Annotated in this window: 13 protein-coding genes; 5 read left to right on the top strand and 8 right to left on the bottom strand. The window is 38.8% G+C overall.

All coding sequences use genetic code 11. The annotated features are described in order from the left end of the window. Nucleotides 1–10 precede the first annotated feature (10 nt). The 3 genes from nagA to zupT all read left to right on the top strand — a co-directional run bounded on the left by nagA (nt 11) and on the right by zupT (nt 3,230). A complete protein-coding gene (nagA, locus tag BM000_RS08005) occupies nt 11–1,162 on the top strand; it encodes an N-acetylglucosamine-6-phosphate deacetylase (protein WP_091496659.1) in 1,152 nt (383 codons plus the stop codon). Next, nucleotides 1,159–1,893: a glucosamine-6-phosphate deaminase gene (gene nagB, locus BM000_RS08000; protein ID WP_091496657.1), complete on the top strand. Its 735-nt coding sequence runs from the start codon at nt 1,159–1,161 to the stop codon at nt 1,891–1,893. The genes nagA and nagB overlap by 4 nt, the downstream gene beginning before the upstream one ends. Nucleotides 1,894–2,420: 527 nt before the next feature. Continuing rightward, nucleotides 2,421–3,230: a zinc transporter ZupT gene (zupT, locus tag BM000_RS07995; protein ID WP_091496655.1), complete on the top strand. Its 810-nt coding sequence runs from the start codon at nt 2,421–2,423 to the stop codon at nt 3,228–3,230. Nucleotides 3,231–3,293: 63 nt separating this feature from the next. Here the strand turns inward: zupT and helD are convergent, their stop codons facing one another. Then, entirely contained in the window at nt 3,294–5,639 is a 2,346-nt protein-coding gene (helD, locus tag BM000_RS07990) for an RNA polymerase recycling motor HelD (RefSeq protein ID WP_091496653.1), read from the bottom strand. Nucleotides 5,640–5,864: 225 nt separating this feature from the next. Between helD and BM000_RS07985 the strand changes: the two genes are divergently transcribed. Beyond that, nucleotides 5,865–7,043: an MFS transporter gene (locus tag BM000_RS07985; RefSeq protein ID WP_091496732.1), complete on the top strand. Its 1,179-nt coding sequence runs from the start codon at nt 5,865–5,867 to the stop codon at nt 7,041–7,043. Between the two features lie 101 nt (nt 7,044–7,144). Here BM000_RS07985 and BM000_RS07980 read toward each other — a convergent pair whose 3' ends face one another. Continuing rightward, on the bottom strand, nt 7,145–7,525 hold the full coding sequence (locus BM000_RS07980) for a RidA family protein (protein ID WP_091496651.1): 381 nt from the start codon (nt 7,523–7,525) through the stop codon (nt 7,145–7,147). Nucleotides 7,526–7,710: 185 nt separating this feature from the next. On the opposite strand from BM000_RS07980, the gene BM000_RS07975 reads away from it, so the two are divergent. Continuing rightward, on the top strand, nt 7,711–8,109 hold the full coding sequence (locus BM000_RS07975) for a secondary thiamine-phosphate synthase enzyme YjbQ (RefSeq protein WP_091496649.1): 399 nt from the start codon (nt 7,711–7,713) through the stop codon (nt 8,107–8,109). Between the two features lie 137 nt (nt 8,110–8,246). Here the strand turns inward: BM000_RS07975 and BM000_RS07970 are convergent, their stop codons facing one another. The 6 genes from BM000_RS07970 to araD all read right to left on the bottom strand — a co-directional run bounded on the left by BM000_RS07970 (nt 8,247) and on the right by araD (nt 16,730). Beyond that, nucleotides 8,247–9,725, bottom strand: coding sequence for an alpha-N-arabinofuranosidase (locus BM000_RS07970; protein ID WP_091496647.1), 1,479 nt, complete (start codon nt 9,723–9,725; stop codon nt 8,247–8,249). A gap of 4 nt (nt 9,726–9,729) precedes the next feature. Beyond that, nucleotides 9,730–11,031, bottom strand: coding sequence for a glycoside hydrolase family 27 protein (locus tag BM000_RS07965; RefSeq protein ID WP_091496645.1), 1,302 nt, complete (start codon nt 11,029–11,031; stop codon nt 9,730–9,732). Between the two features lie 16 nt (nt 11,032–11,047). After that, nucleotides 11,048–12,553, bottom strand: a complete 1,506-nt coding sequence (gene arfA, locus BM000_RS07960) for an arabinosylfuranosidase ArfA (protein ID WP_091496643.1) — start codon at nt 12,551–12,553, stop codon at nt 11,048–11,050. A 576-nt stretch (nt 12,554–13,129) separates the two neighbouring features. Then, entirely contained in the window at nt 13,130–14,245 is a 1,116-nt protein-coding gene (locus BM000_RS07955) for a GntR family transcriptional regulator (protein WP_091496641.1), read from the bottom strand. A gap of 280 nt (nt 14,246–14,525) precedes the next feature. Next, nucleotides 14,526–16,016: an L-arabinose isomerase gene (gene araA, locus BM000_RS07950; RefSeq protein WP_091496639.1), complete on the bottom strand. Its 1,491-nt coding sequence runs from the start codon at nt 16,014–16,016 to the stop codon at nt 14,526–14,528. Between the two features lie 27 nt (nt 16,017–16,043). Further along, on the bottom strand, nt 16,044–16,730 hold the full coding sequence (gene araD, locus BM000_RS07945; protein WP_091496636.1) for an L-ribulose-5-phosphate 4-epimerase: 687 nt from the start codon (nt 16,728–16,730) through the stop codon (nt 16,044–16,046). Nucleotides 16,731–17,221 lie beyond the last annotated feature (491 nt).

Genomic DNA, 17,221 nt, shown 5'->3' with positions numbered 1-17,221 from the left:
GAACCTATCTATGCTCTTAATAAAGAATATTAATGTTTATTTAGAGAACAAAGTCATTGCAGGTGATGTCTTAATTAAAAATGGCATTATTCAAGAAATTGCAGCTAGCATTCCTTGTGAACCGGACACCATTATTAATGGGACCGGGCTGAATCTTATCCCTGGGTTTATCGATACACATATCCATGGCGCTAACGGCGCTGATGTGATGGATGCAACCCCTGAAGCCTTAGATAAAATGGCCTCGTATTTAGTCACTGAAGGAACAACAAGTTTTTTAGCGACTACAATTACCCAAGCTCACCCTCAAATTGAAGCCGCTTTATGCAATGTCGCGACCTATCAACAAAAAGAAGGAACAGCTCAACTGCTCGGCGTTCATTTAGAGGGACCATTTGTTGAAAAGTCAAAAGCAGGCGCACAACCAGAACAATACATTTGTCAGCCTGATCTCTTATTATTTAAGCACTGGCAAGCTTTAGCTGACAATAAAATAAAGACGATTACGATTGCACCTGAACACGACCATGATGGTAGCTTTATTCAAGCCTTACGCGAGCAAGGTGTGAATGTTTCTGCCGGGCATACTAATGCTGGATTTAGTGAATTAAAGCGGGCGGTTGATCGAGGCGTTAATCAGCTAACACATCTTTGCAATGCGATGAACGGTATTCACCATCGCGATATCGGTGCAGTCGGAGCAGCTTTTCTATCAGAATCACTTAAAGCAGAGATTATCGCAGACGGCATTCACGTTGACCCTAGCATGCTCGAGCTTATTTACAAGAACATTGGAAGTGAGCGATTAATCTTAATCACCGATGCAATGCGAGCCAAAGGGTTACCATCAGGGAATTACGAGCTAGGTGGGCAACCTGTGTTTGTTTCACAGGACCGCGCAGTCCTTGAGGACGGTACACTTGCAGGTAGTATCCTCAATATGATCGATGGTGCTAAACAACTACTCAACATTCCTGACGTTAAACTTGAGGATATTATCAAGATGGCAGCCATTAATCCAGCTAAACAATTAGGCATTTTTAAGCAGAAAGGCTCAATTAAAGTTGGAAAAGATGCCGATTTACTAATTGTAGATGACGCATTGACTTTAAATACAACAATTGCACAAGGAAAAATTGTTTTCCAAGGAGGAGCATCATGAACATTATTACAGTAACAGACTATCAAGCAATGAGTGATTGGGCTTGTCAGCATCTCATTAAGCGGATTAATGAATTAGAGCAGCCCGTATTAGGGTTAGCAACTGGCTCAACACCTGAAGGCATGTACTCAAGTTTAATTAATGCCTATCAAAATAAGCAAATTTCTTTTGAAAACGTCATTTCATTTAATTTAGATGAATATGTGGGGCTACCTAGCGATGACCATAACAGCTACAACTATTTCATGCATGATAAATTATTTAATCACATTGATATCAAGGGTAAAAATGCTCATCTTCCCAACGGCATCGCCTCATCACCCGACCAAGAATGCCAAGATTATGAAAAACTAATTACACAGACGAATGGCATTGATTTGCAAATACTTGGCATCGGTTTAAACGGACATATTGGCTTTAATGAACCTGGCACACCTTTTTCTAGCCGCACTCATGTTGTGGAACTGGATGATTTGACACGTGAGGCAAATGCCCGCTTCTTTGCAAGCAAGGATGATGTTCCTACTCATGCCATCACGATGGGAATTGCAACCATTATGGAAAGCAAAGAAATTATCTTACTCATCTCTGGAGAGAATAAAGCAGAAGCACTTAAACAGCTTATCGAATCAGATGTGACGGAAGACTTCCCTGCTTCAATTTTACAAAAACACCCTAATTTAACAATTGTGGCAGATGAAGCAGCTGCCCATAGTCTTGTAACGAAGTAATGTAGCTATTTTTAAGAAATACTTGTTTGAAAAGGTAGTTGGCCTGTTTACAGAGCAACTATCTTTTTTATTATTCAACTCTGGCACACTGAAAATAGTCATGAAGCCTTGCTCGTCTATGGGAGAATCGTTATGTACTACCCATGTTGACTTTCTTATCCGCTTGGCGCGCTATGTTGTTCGAAAAGCAATGGATTCGCTTTTCGTTAGGCTGGCTTTAGCCATCTTAGCTGAACTTTAATATATTGATGCGAAAGGTAAGCTATTATAATTCAACCAGTCCCGTACATTCTTTTCGGTGCTTTAAGGGATTACAATGTTTAGAACATTAGCTGCTTACACATGCTAACAATGTTTTTTCTTAATATATTTTTTAAGTAACTCATTAAAATTGTTTGCATAATAAGTCTGCTCAGATTACAATAAGACCATGTTGGTCTGAGGAAACTTTTAAGACCAAGCACAATTTTTTGAACCTAAGCCTATAATATTAAAGCAAATATTAAGGATAGAAAGGATTAACATAAATGGACCAGAATGTTTTGCTCGCTTTTGGATTAACATTATTCGCAGGGCTTGCTACTGGAATTGGGAGTTTACTGGCTTTTTTCACTTCCACAACCAATACGAAATTTTTGTCTTTTTCTTTAGGTTTTTCGGCTGGCGTTATGATTTATGTTTCAATGGTTGAAATATTCGCTAAAGCACAAGATGCGTTGACAAATGAGCTCGGTCAAGTTAAGGGTAATTGGATGACTGTCGTTGGTTTTTTTGGTGGAATGCTCTTAATTGCAATAATTGACCGCTTCATTCCCAAACAGGGTAATCCACATGAAGTAAAAAAAGTTGAGGATATGGATAAAAATCCAGCACAAGTTAAGGATGCTAACTTATTAAAGATGGGTTCTTTTACCGCTTTGGCCATTGCGATTCATAATTTCCCAGAAGGGATAGCAACTTTTGCAGCAACCTTGCAGGATCCACAGCTGGGCATACCTATTGCAATAGCAATAGCGATTCATAACATTCCTGAGGGAATTGCTATTTCAGTACCTATTTATTATTCAACAGGCAGTAAGAAAAAAGCCTTTAAACTGTCTTTCCTGTCTGGCTTAGCTGAGCCTGCCGGTGCAATAATTGCTTATTTTTTATTAATGAACTTCCTAACTGATACTGTATTTGGCGTTATATTTGCTGGGGTAGCAGGGATTATGATCTTTATTTCATTGGATGAGCTTTTGCCAGCAGCGAAGCGCTATGACGAAACGCATATTCCAATTTATGGTTTAATTGCAGGAATGGTGGTCATGGCATTAAGCATCTTATTGTTAATGTAGTCACCTAAAAAAGAGATCATGTCGGAAAGGCTAAGTGCCACTGACATGATCTCTTTGTAAAATTTACTGTTTTCCGCTAATCTGGTGTACTTTATAGTAGTGATAGAATTGAGTTGGCACCTCTTTTATATACGCTGATACCTCTTCAATAGCAATAACTGTTAATGCATGCATGGCTCGTGTACAGCCTGTGTACAATAGGTTTCTTTCCAGCTCATCTTGGTAATGCGTCGCTGAGGCATTATAAACAATAACTGCATCAAATTCTATTCCCTTAGCGAGATACGTCGGAATAATTTGCACGCCGGGATTAAAGGTATGCGATTCAATATTGACAAGATGGGATTCTGGATAGGTTGGCTTAATTAAATTGGCCAATTCTTCTGCCTCTTTTAAGGTTTTCGTAATGACAGCAATATTGTTAAAGCCCTTATTCGTATAACCATCAATTGCTTCGTAGAGTTTGTGCTCAGCAATCGTTTTATTCTCGACCTCCAATACAACCGGAAGACTTCCAGATCGATTAAACGCCTCTATTTTACTGCCATTAGGCATAAATGCTTTAGAAAACTCAATAATTTGCTTTGTAGATCGATAACTACGCCATAAGGTAATAAATGATTGCTCATCATAATGATGATGTTGCAATACATTTTGCTCAGACAATGCATGATAATAGATAGCTTGATTGACATCACCAAGTAATGTCATCCTACAGCTTGGATATATTCGTGCAAGGTATTTTAACTGGAAGGTTGAATAATCCTGAGCCTCATCTAGAATGATATGTTTAATCATTCTGTTTTCATCAAACCCGATCAGCATTCTTTCAAAATACAAGAATGGCGTAGCATCTTCCCAAGTTAGATAACGTTGGGTAATATGCTGCTTGGTAAAGCGTGCAATGTGCTGCCACTCTTCATCCTTCATTTCTGCAGTACCTTCTTGTTCAAACAACTGTAAATATGTTTTCATCGTGTCAACATACTTAAACTGGGTAATCTTTTGCCTTAATGGCTTCAGTTGTTTTCTTAGCCACTTAGCCTTTAAATAAAGTGCCTCTTTTTCACTATCGTTATAGCTTTCAAATTGCTCCTCCTGCTCAGACTGCATCTCGTAGTATGCTTCTTGAAAATCAGCTTTATCTAATAGCTCTAATTCATCCTCTAGCCATTCTGCCTTTAAAAACCCACGTTCCTTCTCCTTAAGGTTAGTAAGCAACCACTCTGTCATTTTAACTAACCTGTTTTGAATACTCATGTTAGACGGTAGTTGATAAAAAAAATGATTTAGTGTGTCTTTATTAAACAATAATTGATTTCGGAAACGAATATTTCGAAAAACAAGCCCCTGTGCTTTTAATTGTTCGAGAAAGGCATCAACATGATGCTGATAGGCTTCTGAAGATTTATAATGCATAGCTTGCAGCCTAACTTGATCATGTTGCTCCCTTTGCTTTAAGGTAGCCTCAAGTTGCTCAAACGGGGATTCGACTGTAAACCGATTACCCAATTGTTGGTCAACATAATGATAAAAAGTCATCTGTTTAATATTTTCTTCTCCAAGTTCAGGTAATACACTTGCAACATAGCTATTGAATAATGGGTTTGGTGAGAATAAGATCATTTGATCTGCTTTCAGCTCTTCACGATATCGATATAACAAATAGGCAACTCTCTGCAATGCTGCTGATGTTTTCCCACTGCCAGCAACACCTTGGACTACAAGGATTCTACTCTTCTCATTTCGAATAATCTTATTTTGTTCTCGTTGTATGGTTGCGACAATACTTTTCATTTTAGTATCCGATGATTCACCAAGAACAGACTGAAGCAAATGGTCACCAATGGTTAAACCGGTATCAAACATGCCTGTCAACTGTCCCTGTTTTATCACATATTGCCGCTTTAGTGTAATCTCACCATCTACTTTCTCAGTAACCGCTTCATATGCTGCTGGGCCAGGTGCATAATCATAGTACATGCTGGAGATCGGTGCACGCCAGTCATAAACTAGAAACTCCTCTTCCTGCTCATCCATTAAAGAAGCGGTCCCAATATAAATCTCTTCTGTTTGCCGATCACCTTGTTCAATAAAATCAATTCTCCCGAAATACGGCTTTTCCTTTAAGTCGAGCAATTTGCTTAGTTGCTGACCAAGCTGACCATGACTGCGCTCACGCTCAGATAAAAACTCGGCTTGCTGCTTCAAACTAGCCTGTGTTTCAATGGCATCATCAAGCTCACTTAAGTTAACCGTAACATCGTCCCAGAAGTCTTTCCTTATATCAATAACGCGTTCTTTTAATGTTGTCATATATTTCTTTATCCGTTGAATTTTTTGATTGACAAATTGGCTAACATATTTAACACGGTCAAACTCTTGCTGCCAATCTTTATTCTCTGACATTTCTTTCACTCCTCTTATATTACAAAATACAAATGGATTCGAAATTTCTACTTCTATTTTAAGCGATTATCCAATAAAAAACTATGATAAACCGTCATTCGTGCGAATCTCTTTCATCCACTAAGAAAATCAGCTATAATATACTTAGAGAGGCGAAATATTCTAGGTTAGAAAGAAGGGATTTGTATTCAAGAGCAACAATTGGTTAAGAAAAATGTTGCGATTATGTGGTTTGCCAATTTTTTTATTGCTGGTAGCATCACAATGGTTCAACCATTTTTATCACTATATATTCATACTTTAGGAAATCATTCCGCCAGCCAAGTACAAACATGGTCTGGGTTGATCTTTAGCATTACTTTTGTAACGGCATTTATATTCTCTCCTATTTGGGGCAAAATAGGTGATCGCTATGGGCGCAAACCAATCCTTGTTGCATTTGCATTCGGATTGAGTATTTCGCTTTTTTTAATGGGTTTAGTTACCTCAATTCCACAATTATTTCTTCTGAGGATGTTTATGGGTATTTTTACTGGTTTTATTTCAATGTCACAAGCCCTTATATCTACTCAAACATCAAAACGAGTAGCTGGTCAGGTACTTGGTACATTACAAACAGGTAGTATAACAGGAACACTAATGGGCCCACTTATTGGTGGCGCATTAGCGGACTTATTTGGCTATTCAGCCACTTTTCAATGGCTGGCTGCTGTCTTAATTTTCGCTAGTCTACTCGTCTTGTTTGGGATAAAAGAATTTCGCATACAGGAGGATGAGCGACCTATCAAATATACTAGTCGACAAGTTATTCTCCACATTTTACGGCAACCTATGCTCTTAATCGTCATGATTATGTCAATGATTGTCCAAATAGCAAACTTTAGCGTACAACCGATCTTATCGTTATTTGTCGGAGATATTAATGGACCGGCTAATATTGCTTTCTTTTCCGGTCTAGCCTTTTCCGCTGCTGGACTAGGTAATTTATTAATGGCACGCAAATGGGGTGGGCTAGGCGATCGTATTGGCTATATTAAGCTCCTTACTTGGCTTCTCTTTGCTGCTGGGCTTATCTATTTACCAGGGGGCATGGTTACCAGCCTATGGCAACTTGTCATTATCCGCTTTTTGTTGGGGATAGCGATAGGTGGTATTATTCCAATTCGAATTGCTTATATTCGTCAAGAGGCCCCAATCTCTATGCAGGGGGAGGTGCTAGGCTACAATACTAGTCTTCGCTTCTTTGGAAATATGATTGGTCCAATGCTCGGTGGAACAATTAGTGCCTATTTTGGTTATTCGACTGTCTTTGTTACGACTGGCATACTGTTACTAATGAGCGGCGGCATTATGGCGATAGCTCAGCGAAAGCATCCTGAACTAGCTGCAAATCATGCCGCCTAAGCGGCTGGCAGTTAAACTCATTTGCTCGCACTCTGGTCAAACCGAATAGAATTAATTTTAAAAAACGGACAGGTATCTTAATCTGTCCGTTTTTGTTAGGATTATCTCTTAGCAATGACATCCATTTCTACTTTTACCCCTTTTGGAAGTTGGCTAACTTCTACAGTTGCCCTAGCTGGATAAGGGGCTTTCAAGAATGCTGCATACGTATCATTCAGGCTTGCAAAGTCATTCATATCTGTCAAATAAATAGTAAACTTAGCAACATGATCAAAGCTCAAACCTGCTTCTGCTAATACGGCTGATAAATTCTTCATTACTTGAATTGTTTGTTGCTTAATGTCACCTTCGACAATTTCCATTGTTTCTGGATTTAACGGAATTTGACCTGAGACAAAAACAAGGTCACCAAGATCAATTGCTTGAGAATATGGTCCAATTGCTTGCGGCGCTTTATTTGTTTCAACTGCTTTTCTAGACATTATTTATTACCCCTTTACTAGTTTGATCTTAAAATTTTACCACAGTTCGGTTTTTCTAGTAAACTGTTAGGTGAACCAATCGGGCTTTTACTGACTGTTGTCCACCTCATAACATAATTAGATTCCACGCTTCCACTTCTAGTGGGGGCTTATAGTCAGTTAACCTAAAAAAGGAGTTGAAAAAAATGCTTAAAACCTTTTCATTACAGACAAGGCATCACAGCGACATGATTGATGTAACTGAGCAAATTCAAGCATGGATTAATCAACAAGGAATTGCGGATGGTGTTATTATCGTATCATCACTGCATACAACTGCAGGGATAACAGTTAATGAAAATGCCGATCCTGATGTTAAAACTGATTTTCTAAGACGATTAGATGAAGCTTATCCTTGGGATCACCCTAAAGATCAGCATATTGAAGGAAATACAGCCGCTCACCTAAAGACAAGCACGGTAGGTCACGCCCAAACCATTGTTGTTGCTGGCGGTCGTCTTGTCTTAGGGACATGGCAAGGCATTTATTTTTGTGAATTTGATGGACCACGATCTCGTATGTTTCACGTCAAGGTGATGCAATAAGTATACTAAAGCAAAATAGACGAACGCTTGGTTTACATTAGCCAAGGTAATCGTCTATTTTGCTTTTTTTAGCTTAACAAAACGAACAACCGATTTCTGACATGTATACGTATCATGCTCTCTTATACAAGTTCAGACTAATCTTTAGCCGTCAGCATAACGACGGACATTGGCGGCAGAGTTACTTGCACTGATTCACCAGAACGATTAAATTGCTTAAATGGTAAAGGCTGAACTTTATTAGGATTATCGAACGTATTTCGATCATTCATTTTACTTGATGTAATGATTTCTCCAGATAAGTTAGCGACAGTTAGTCCTCTTAATTCAAGCTGAATTACTGCTTCATTATCTATATCGGCATTCGTTAAACTTATATTCACTGTGCCATCTTGTTGCTTAGAGGCAGAACCATTAACTTGAGGATATTGATTTCCATCAATCTCTAGCTTATTTACGTCAAGATCCAAAGCGATTCGCTCAGCATTTTGGTGTACCTTAAACATTTTAAAAACATGGTATGTTGGCGTTAATATCATTTGATCACCCTCTGTTAACACCATTGCTTGAATAACATTAACCATTTGGGCAATATTAGCCATTTTAATTCGATCATTATGATTATTAAAGATATTTAAGGAAATTCCAGCAATAACAGCGTCGCGAACTGTATTTTGTTGATATAGGAAGCCTGGATTTGTACCTGGCTCGACATCATACCATGCCCCCCACTCATCTACAATCATTGCAATCCGTTTATCTGGATCATATTTATCCATGATTGTACTGTGCTTATTAATAAGCTCTTCAATATGATAGGCTTTTTGCATGGAGACACGCCACTCTTGCTCATCAAAACGAACAGCATCACCTTTTGCCCAAAAGCCGCCGGGATGTACATAATAATGCAGACTTAAACCATCCATAAGATGCGTACTTTCTCGCATCATCACTTCTGTCCAATTATAATCATCAACGTTCGCGCCGCCAGCTATTTTAAAAATGCGATTATCGCCATAATGACGGACATATGTTTGAAAGCGGCGATAAAGATCAGCATAATACTCTGGACGCATATGTCCACCACAGCCCCAGTTTTCGTTACCTACACCAAAGTATTTAACCTTCCATGGTTTCTCTTGACCGTTTGCTTTTCGCCAATTAGCCATTGGTGACTCACCATCAAATGTCATATACTCAACCCACTCCGACATTTCCTGGACCGAACCACTGCCAACATTTCCATTAATATAAGGCTCAGTCTCAAGTAATTCACAGAGTTTCATAAATTCATGTGTCCCAAAGTGATTATTTTCAACAAGACCACCCCAGTGTGTATTTACCATCCGTTTCCGATCTGCTCTTGGGCCAACCCCATCTTTCCAATGATATTCATCAGCAAAGCAGCCACCAGGCCAACGAAGAACAGGAATACTTAAATCTTTCAAAGCTTGTAGAACATCATTGCGAATACCGTTTGTGTTAGGGATGTCAGAATCTTCGCCCACCCATAACCCTTCGTAAATACAACGTCCTAAATGCTCAGCAAATTGGCCATATATGTTTTTATCAATTATCCCTTTAGAAATATCTACATTCACTATTCCTTTATTCATCTCACTACACACCTCTACTTTGTTTTAATTTAAGCAATTGACAAGCATGAGGACGTAAGCTAGCAGTTAGCTCATAGTTCCCCTGTGGCAATATGTCATGAGTCCACACATCCTCAACACAATTAAATTTATCAATTGGTAAGCCAAGTTGCTCACTGGTGACTGTTACAGTCCCAACATTATCAGTTAGATTAAACAACGCAACATACACCGAATCATCATGACCATTGGTACACCAAACAACATGATCATTGTGGCGATATACTTGTCTTGCGGCAGATCCATGTTGATTAATCGCTAACAAATCCTTATTTGTTAACAATTCAAGTGTGAAATCATCATTGTCTCTCAATTCACCACCGATCATAAGTGGCGATCTAAAGACTGACCAGAGCGTCATCATTGTCCTCTGCTCGTCTTTGGTAAAGCGCGTATATCGATCACTCGCCCCACCGTCAACTGATCGAATCCCAATTCGACCTAGTGGCAGCATATCGGCATCTGGCCAATGCCCAGGGCCAACATTCTTACTCCAGCGATAGCAGCGATCAAACATATCATATAACGGTGGCCATAAATCCCAGAAGTCGTCGGTCATGCGCCACATATTAGCATTCTCCTCAAGAACGGCAGCATGATCTAACTGAGCCGGGCCGGGAGATAAACTAAGTACCATTAATCGACCGCATTGGTCAATCGCACGTCTAATCATTTTTATTTCCTCGATATGAGCACCATATAGCTTGGAATCGGCAATATCGTCAACTTTGACAAAATCTACTCCCCACTCTGCATACAAATCAAATAAGGAATTATAATAGCTTTGCGCTCCTTCCTTACTTGAATCAACCCCATACATATCCGTGTTCCAAGGACAAATTGAATTGGTATGCGCAATAGCACGCGCAGTTTGGTTACTTCCTTTAATAGATTGATTTTGATGCACTGCTTGACGAGGAATACCACGCATAATATGGATACCAAATTTCAACCCTAAACTATGCACATAATCTGCCAATGGTTTAAACCCTTTTCCCTCCCTCGCAGAGGGAAAGCGATTAGTTGCGGGCATTAGCCTTGAGAATGTATCCATGTCCAACGGTACAAACGGGTGATAGACAGAAGACACTGCATCTGGTTCATACCATTGAATATCAACAACAATGTATTCCCAACCAAACTGTTTTAGGTGTTTAGCCATATAGTCCGCATTTGCTTTCACCTCTGCTTCGGTAACTGTCGCACCATAGCAATCCCAACTATTCCAGCCTAATGGTGGTGTTAACGCATTTTGATGATGCTTCATCTTTGACCCACTCCAATTATTTTCTCAAGCGAATAACATTCCATGATGTCTTAGCTAATTGCGCAGTCAAGACCCCATCAACAAGGGTAGAATCCGCATTATAAGTTGGTGAAACCGCCTGGTGATCTTTCGTGTTAACCGCTTTCAAATCATTATGAACAAGTTGCATATGTTCAACAAGCTGATAATTCGTAAAGCTTCTTAAATCAATTTCAATTGGCATACTACTTTCTAGATGCTTATTAACAAGGAAGATGGTTAACTCTTCATGTTCTTCGTTGTAAACCGATGCAGCATCTACATAAGGTACATCAGTAAAGTCTTTACTATCATACTTGGGTACAGTAAGAATCGGCTTAAGTGAAATACCTCTTCCATAAGTTGAAACATGGGCATAAGGATAAAAAATTGTTTGTTTCCACGCTCTACCATTGTTCTCAGTCATAATAGGTGCAATAACATTAACAAGCTGAGCCATCGCAGCCATTTTCACACGATCAGCATGCTGTAAAAAGGTAATGAGTAAACTACCAATTAGCAGTGCATCCTCAAAGTTGTAGTGATCCTCTAGTTGTGGAGGAGCAATTGACCATGGTTCAATTTTTTGATCGGCATCATTAGAGTGGTACCAAACATTCCATTCATCAAAACTTAAGTTAATCGTCTTTTTACTTCTTTTTTTAGCTTTAATGTAGTCACATGTTGCAATTACCGTTTTGATAAAATGATCCATATCGTGATTTTTTGCTAAATAATTAGCTGTATCATTGGAACGGTTACCATAGTATTGGTGTAACGAAATATAGTCAACATGATCATAAGCAATATCAAGTGTTGTCGCTTCATATTCTGGAAATGTCGGCATGCCTGTATTTGAACTACCACAAGCAACTAGCTCAATTGTTGGATCAACAAGTTTCATGGCCTTGGCAGTCTCTTGGGCTAAACGCCCATATTCATATGCTGTTTTATGACCAACCTGCCACGGACCATCCATCTCATTACCTAGACACCACGTTTTTATCGCGTGTGGTGCTTCATAACCGTGAGAACGACGAAGGTCACTCCAATATGTACCACTTGGATGATTAGTATACTCGATGAGATTGCGGGCAGCATCAATACCGCGAGTCCCTAAGTTAACAGCCATCATTACATCAGATCCAGCTTTTTTAGCCCAATCAACAAATTCATTCGTTCCTACTTCATTTGTTTCAATTGTACGCCATGCTAATTCAAGCCTTCTTGGACGATCTTCTCTCGGACCAACCCCATCCTCCCAATTATAAGCAGAAACCATATTCCCACCTGGATAACGTACGATTGGAACCCTAAGCTCTTTAACAAGTTCAATAACATCTTTCCGAAATCCTTGCTCATCCGCCTCAGAGTGCTCTGGCTGGTATATCCCGCCATATACAGCTCGTCCTAAATGCTCAATAAACGAACCGTAAATTCGCTCATCTACCTTTGCAATTTGAAACTGTTTGTCTAGAACCATTTTTGCTTTTAATCCTGACATCTTAAATCCTCCTTAACTTGTTTATAAAATTTATATACTTTAAATCTAATAAGCTGGTTTAAGCCTTTGTCTAACCAAGTAAAAAAACATAAACAACTGTCACCATCATCCATTTGTTATAATTTGCTTTCCACCTTGTCAAACTGTACTTTTGCTAATACCGGCATTTAAATTTATTACCCAAACGATACCTTTCTGCAGTATGCGTAAATTGCCCTTCCAACTCATTTATAATTTATACGTATATGTTTACGCTTACATTATATACGGAATTGTATGGCATTTCAATTATAAAAGTGCGAAAATAACTTATTTTTTTAAAGGAAGCATATTAATTACTCTAAACCTAACAAACTCGATCGGACAACTTCGATCCTAATATACTTCACTTAACATATTGTTACTCGATTTAGACAAGTCTGATAAAAATACGCCAAAAAAAGCACACAAGCACTACTTAAGCTCCCATTACATCAGTAAAGAAAGGCTTTTTGAAGTGCTCTTGTGCTTATTGTTTATCTGAATTAGTGAAATTATGTTTCGCTTGTCGACCAGATGTATTATGTTTAACGCTATTTACTTTATTTTAGCCGTGGAACTTCTAATGACTAGTTCTGGTTCAAATACAATTGAATCGAAATTACCTTTAGTCTTTTTCGGATTAGCATGTGAACTATTAATGATGTTTAAGATTGTTTCGGCAGCTACCTTACCTATTTCACTTTGTGGATGACTAATAGTTGTTAACTTTACCTCAGAAACCTCTGCTAAAAAAGAATCATCAAAACCGATCACAGAAATATCTCTCGGAACCTGTAGTTTCCGCTTTCTTAGTACATCAAGTAGCATAATTGCTAATTCATCGTTATAACAAACCAATGCGGTTGGTCGTTCGGCTTCCGGCAAGGAAAGTAGTTTATCTAACTCTTCCGCCGGCTTCAGATGCTTCTCCTCTGTTTTATAAGTTATAATATGATTAGGATTAAGTAAAAGCCCATGTCTGCGGTGTGCTTTTAAATATCCCTTCATACGTTTCGACCCTTGACTATCATCATTTTTGAAGAATCCCACAATGTTTTTGTGCCCTAATTCAATAAGGTGCTCAGTTTGCAGTAACCCACCCACCTCATCATTTAAGGTAATACTTAGTGGCTCTAACTCATCATAATAAGCATTAATCATAATATAAGGAATATTTTTTCGTTCAAGATTTAAATAATAATTAATATTAGGATTACTCATTGCACTTTTAGTCGGCTCAATTATAACGCCATCAAACTGCTGAGTTAAAATACTTTCTAAGAATTTCCGTTCGTTTTTATGGTCATTATTGGTACTAAATAAACTTACATGGTAGCCTTGCTGGCTCAAATAAGACTCAGCCCCTCTAATAATAGAAGGGAAAATGTAGTCAGATATATACGTTGTAATAATTGCGATATTTTTCTGGTTTTTGACATTCTGCCCTTCTTCCAGTTTAGAGCGATCTGCACAAAATGTACCTGAGCCTTGCTCTCTATATAACCACCCTTGATTCACAAGCTCCCCGATAGCGAGCCTTACCGTATGCCTACTGACACTAAATTGCTTCATTAATTCACTTTCAGAGCTTATTTTTTGGTGCGGCTGAAAGGTTCCATCTAAGATTTTTGACTTAATCGCTTGTTTGACAATGCTATATTTCGTTTGCATCGATACACCTCACTATCTAAACCCAATTACTAATCATCATATCATTTTTTTAGAACCATTTATATAAAAAAACGTTCATAAATGAAAATTTTTCTAATTAATCTTAAATTTGTACTTACATTTCTCTTTTCATAATATAGACAGCTTATTTTCAAGCTAATCTCGTAAGCGATAACCACAGCCTACAAGGTGGTTTAATTTAGATAAGAAAAACCCGAACATTATGTGCAAAATGCATTGTCATAATGTCCGGATACTCAGTTCATTATTTAGTTATGCCTCAGCCTCTTTTAAATACAACTTCATTCCATTTTAATTCGTTTTTAAATTGTCGTAGGCTTAAATGCTGATCAATAACAACACACTCAATATTCATCATTTCAGCATAATCAACTAACTGCTCTGTTGAAACCGCAAATGAGAAAACAGTGTGGTGAGCCCCCCCTGCATATATCCAAGCAGTGGTTGCCTCATTTAAGGACGGCTCTGGTTTCCAAAGAACTTTAGCAACTGGTAAGTGCGGCGTATCGAATTTAGACGCCTCTGCGTTAACCTCATTAACAATTAGTCGGTATCGACCCCCTAATTCAATTAATGACGCTACCACAGCAGTGCCGGCCTTCCCATCAAAAACAAGGCGGGCAGGGTCCTCTTTCCCACCAATACCTAATGGATTTACGACAATTTTTGGTTTAGTGTCAGCTATGGTCGGACATATTTCAAGCATGTGTGAACCAAGAATCATTTCATTACCAGGCTCTAGATGATAAGTGTAATCTTCCATAAAAGAAGTATCTTTATTGTCTGACATTATTTTAAGTAATCGCGTTAAAGCAGCGGTGCGCCAATCACCTTCGCCAGCAAAACCATAGCCTTGCGCCATTAATCGTTGGGCAGCTAAGCCTGGCAACTGTTTCATGCCATGTAAATCCTCGAAATTAGTTGTAAATGCTGTATAATTACCCTTCCGCAAAAAGGATAGCAGTGCAATTTCAATTTTTGCTTGGTAGCGAATAGCTTCACGAATGCTCCCTGATTGCTTAGCTTCATCTGGCAAGTCATACAAGCCTTCATAAGTCTTGTACAAATCATCGACTACTTGATCTTCTACCTGATCAATCTCATTAACAAGATCGCCAATTCCATAATAGTCGACTGTCCAACCAAACTTAATTTGCGCTTCTATTTTATCTCCATCAGTGACGGCAACGTTACGCATATTGTCCCCAAAGCGGGCAACACGGATATTCATACCCTCTTTGACTGAGATCGCAACTCTCATCCATTGCGCTATCTGGTTAACGACATTGTCATTTTGCCAGTGACCCACAATGACTTTCCGACCAAGACTTAGGCGCGTTCCAATAAAACCGTATTCGCGATCACCATGCGCAGCTTGATTCGTATTCATAAAATCCATATCAATAGAATCCCAAGGAATGTCTCGATTATATTGTGTATGCAGGTGTAACAATGGTGTCTGTAAAGCCTTTAAGCCAGCAATCCATGATTTTGCAGGCGAAAAAGTATGCATCCAAGTTATGAGACCGGCGCAGCTTTCAGTTGCATTTGCATCAAGCGCTAACTTATGAATACTTTGGTCTGTTGTTACCACTTCTTTAAATTCAATTGGGTATGGTAGGATACCAGCTGCATTTAACCCATTAACAACTTTCCTTGAATTGTCCTCTACCTCTTTAAGCGTCTCCTCACCATAAAGCGGCTGACTTCCTGTTACAAACCAAAATTTATAAGATTTTAAACGTACCATAATATTTCCTCCCTTATTCACTTTACTTTATTGCCCATAATAGGCATGCTTACCATGTTTACGCAAATAATGTTTATCCAATAATGTCTGCTGCATACGCTTAACATTAGGATTAATTTCACGACTATAAAAAGCCATTTTTGCTACTTCCTCTAAGACGACCGCATTATGTACCGCTTCTTTGGGATCTTTCCCCCAATTAAATGGCGCATGGCTGTGCACTAACACACTAGGGATAGCTAGCGGATCACGATCTCTAAATGTTTCAACAATGACATGGCCAGTCTCCCGTTCATATTCACCACTAATTTCTGTCGTTGTCATGCGACGCGTACACGGAATATCGCCGTAGAAATAATCGGCTTGTGTAGTACCTAACGCCGGGATATCTTCTCCGGCTTGAGCCCAACTCGTCGCCCACGGTGAATGGGTATGCACAATTCCGCCCACATGATCAAAATGCTTATAAAGAACCAAATGTGTGGCGGTATCAGATGAAGGGTTTTTATCTCCTTCAACAATTTCACCAGCTAAATTAACGACTACTAAATCAGAAATAGTCAGTTCATCATAAGGCACACCACTCGGCTTTATCACAACTAGACCTTGCTCTTTATCGAAACCGCTTACATTTCCCCAAGTAAATGTAACTAGCCCATACTTCGGCAGGGCAAGGTTTGCCTGAAGCACTTGCTCCTTTAATGCCTCTAACATTATGAATCACACCTTCCTTAATTGTTGTACGGATGTATATACTTATAGAACTATAATAATATAATTTGTACGTACATTCAATATGTAAATTTATTTTCTTAACTAATGTGCTTAAAAGTGAGGAGTAAAGCCACTATTAGAATTTGTGAAGGTTTGGCAGACTAAGCGCGACGTCATATCGCAACGCTAATTGATGCACAGCCTGTGAGCCTGAGGATGTGACGTTTGTGCTCCTGGTATGAAAGTGAAGGGGCTACTGATTGCACTACACTAACGATTTTATTGTTTATTACTTATCTTCTAACACGTGCAAAAATAAATAACTAGATGAAAAATTCGTTTTTATGGTTGAGTATTAGATTGTGCCATAGATTCAGGTTATAGCTTCAGTACAGTAAACGTTTAGTTATCCATTTTAAAAATAAGGCTGGGACAAAAGCGTAATGAGATAAGGAAAATCCGAATATTATGTCTGAAAGCGTATAGCGCTT

This window comes from Amphibacillus marinus (genome assembly GCF_900110345.1).
In the GTDB taxonomy this organism is placed as follows: domain Bacteria; phylum Bacillota; class Bacilli; order Bacillales; family Amphibacillaceae; genus Amphibacillus_D; species Amphibacillus_D marinus.
The sequence above is the reverse complement of the archived record's forward strand: the minus strand, read 5'-3'. Positions and strand labels throughout refer to the sequence as shown.

What these genes read in the sequence shown, in the direction of transcription:
- nagA (WP_091496659.1), top strand. Translation starts at nt 11, where the DNA reads ATGCTCTTAATAAAGAATATTAATGTTTATTTAGAGAACAAAGTCATT.
- nagB (WP_091496657.1), top strand. Translation starts at nt 1,159, where the DNA reads ATGAACATTATTACAGTAACAGACTATCAAGCAATGAGTGATTGGGCT.
- zupT (WP_091496655.1), top strand. Translation starts at nt 2,421, where the DNA reads ATGGACCAGAATGTTTTGCTCGCTTTTGGATTAACATTATTCGCAGGG.
- helD (WP_091496653.1), bottom strand. Translation starts at nt 5,639, where the DNA reads ATGTCAGAGAATAAAGATTGGCAGCAAGAGTTTGACCGTGTTAAATAT.
- BM000_RS07985 (WP_091496732.1), top strand. Translation starts at nt 5,865, where the DNA reads ATGTGGTTTGCCAATTTTTTTATTGCTGGTAGCATCACAATGGTTCAA.
- BM000_RS07980 (WP_091496651.1), bottom strand. Translation starts at nt 7,525, where the DNA reads ATGTCTAGAAAAGCAGTTGAAACAAATAAAGCGCCGCAAGCAATTGGA.
- BM000_RS07975 (WP_091496649.1), top strand. Translation starts at nt 7,711, where the DNA reads ATGCTTAAAACCTTTTCATTACAGACAAGGCATCACAGCGACATGATT.
- BM000_RS07970 (WP_091496647.1), bottom strand. Translation starts at nt 9,725, where the DNA reads ATGAATAAAGGAATAGTGAATGTAGATATTTCTAAAGGGATAATTGAT.
- BM000_RS07965 (WP_091496645.1), bottom strand. Translation starts at nt 11,031, where the DNA reads ATGAAGCATCATCAAAATGCGTTAACACCACCATTAGGCTGGAATAGT.
- arfA (WP_091496643.1), bottom strand. Translation starts at nt 12,553, where the DNA reads ATGTCAGGATTAAAAGCAAAAATGGTTCTAGACAAACAGTTTCAAATT.
- BM000_RS07955 (WP_091496641.1), bottom strand. Translation starts at nt 14,245, where the DNA reads ATGCAAACGAAATATAGCATTGTCAAACAAGCGATTAAGTCAAAAATC.
- araA (WP_091496639.1), bottom strand. Translation starts at nt 16,016, where the DNA reads ATGGTACGTTTAAAATCTTATAAATTTTGGTTTGTAACAGGAAGTCAG.
- araD (WP_091496636.1), bottom strand. Translation starts at nt 16,730, where the DNA reads ATGTTAGAGGCATTAAAGGAGCAAGTGCTTCAGGCAAACCTTGCCCTG.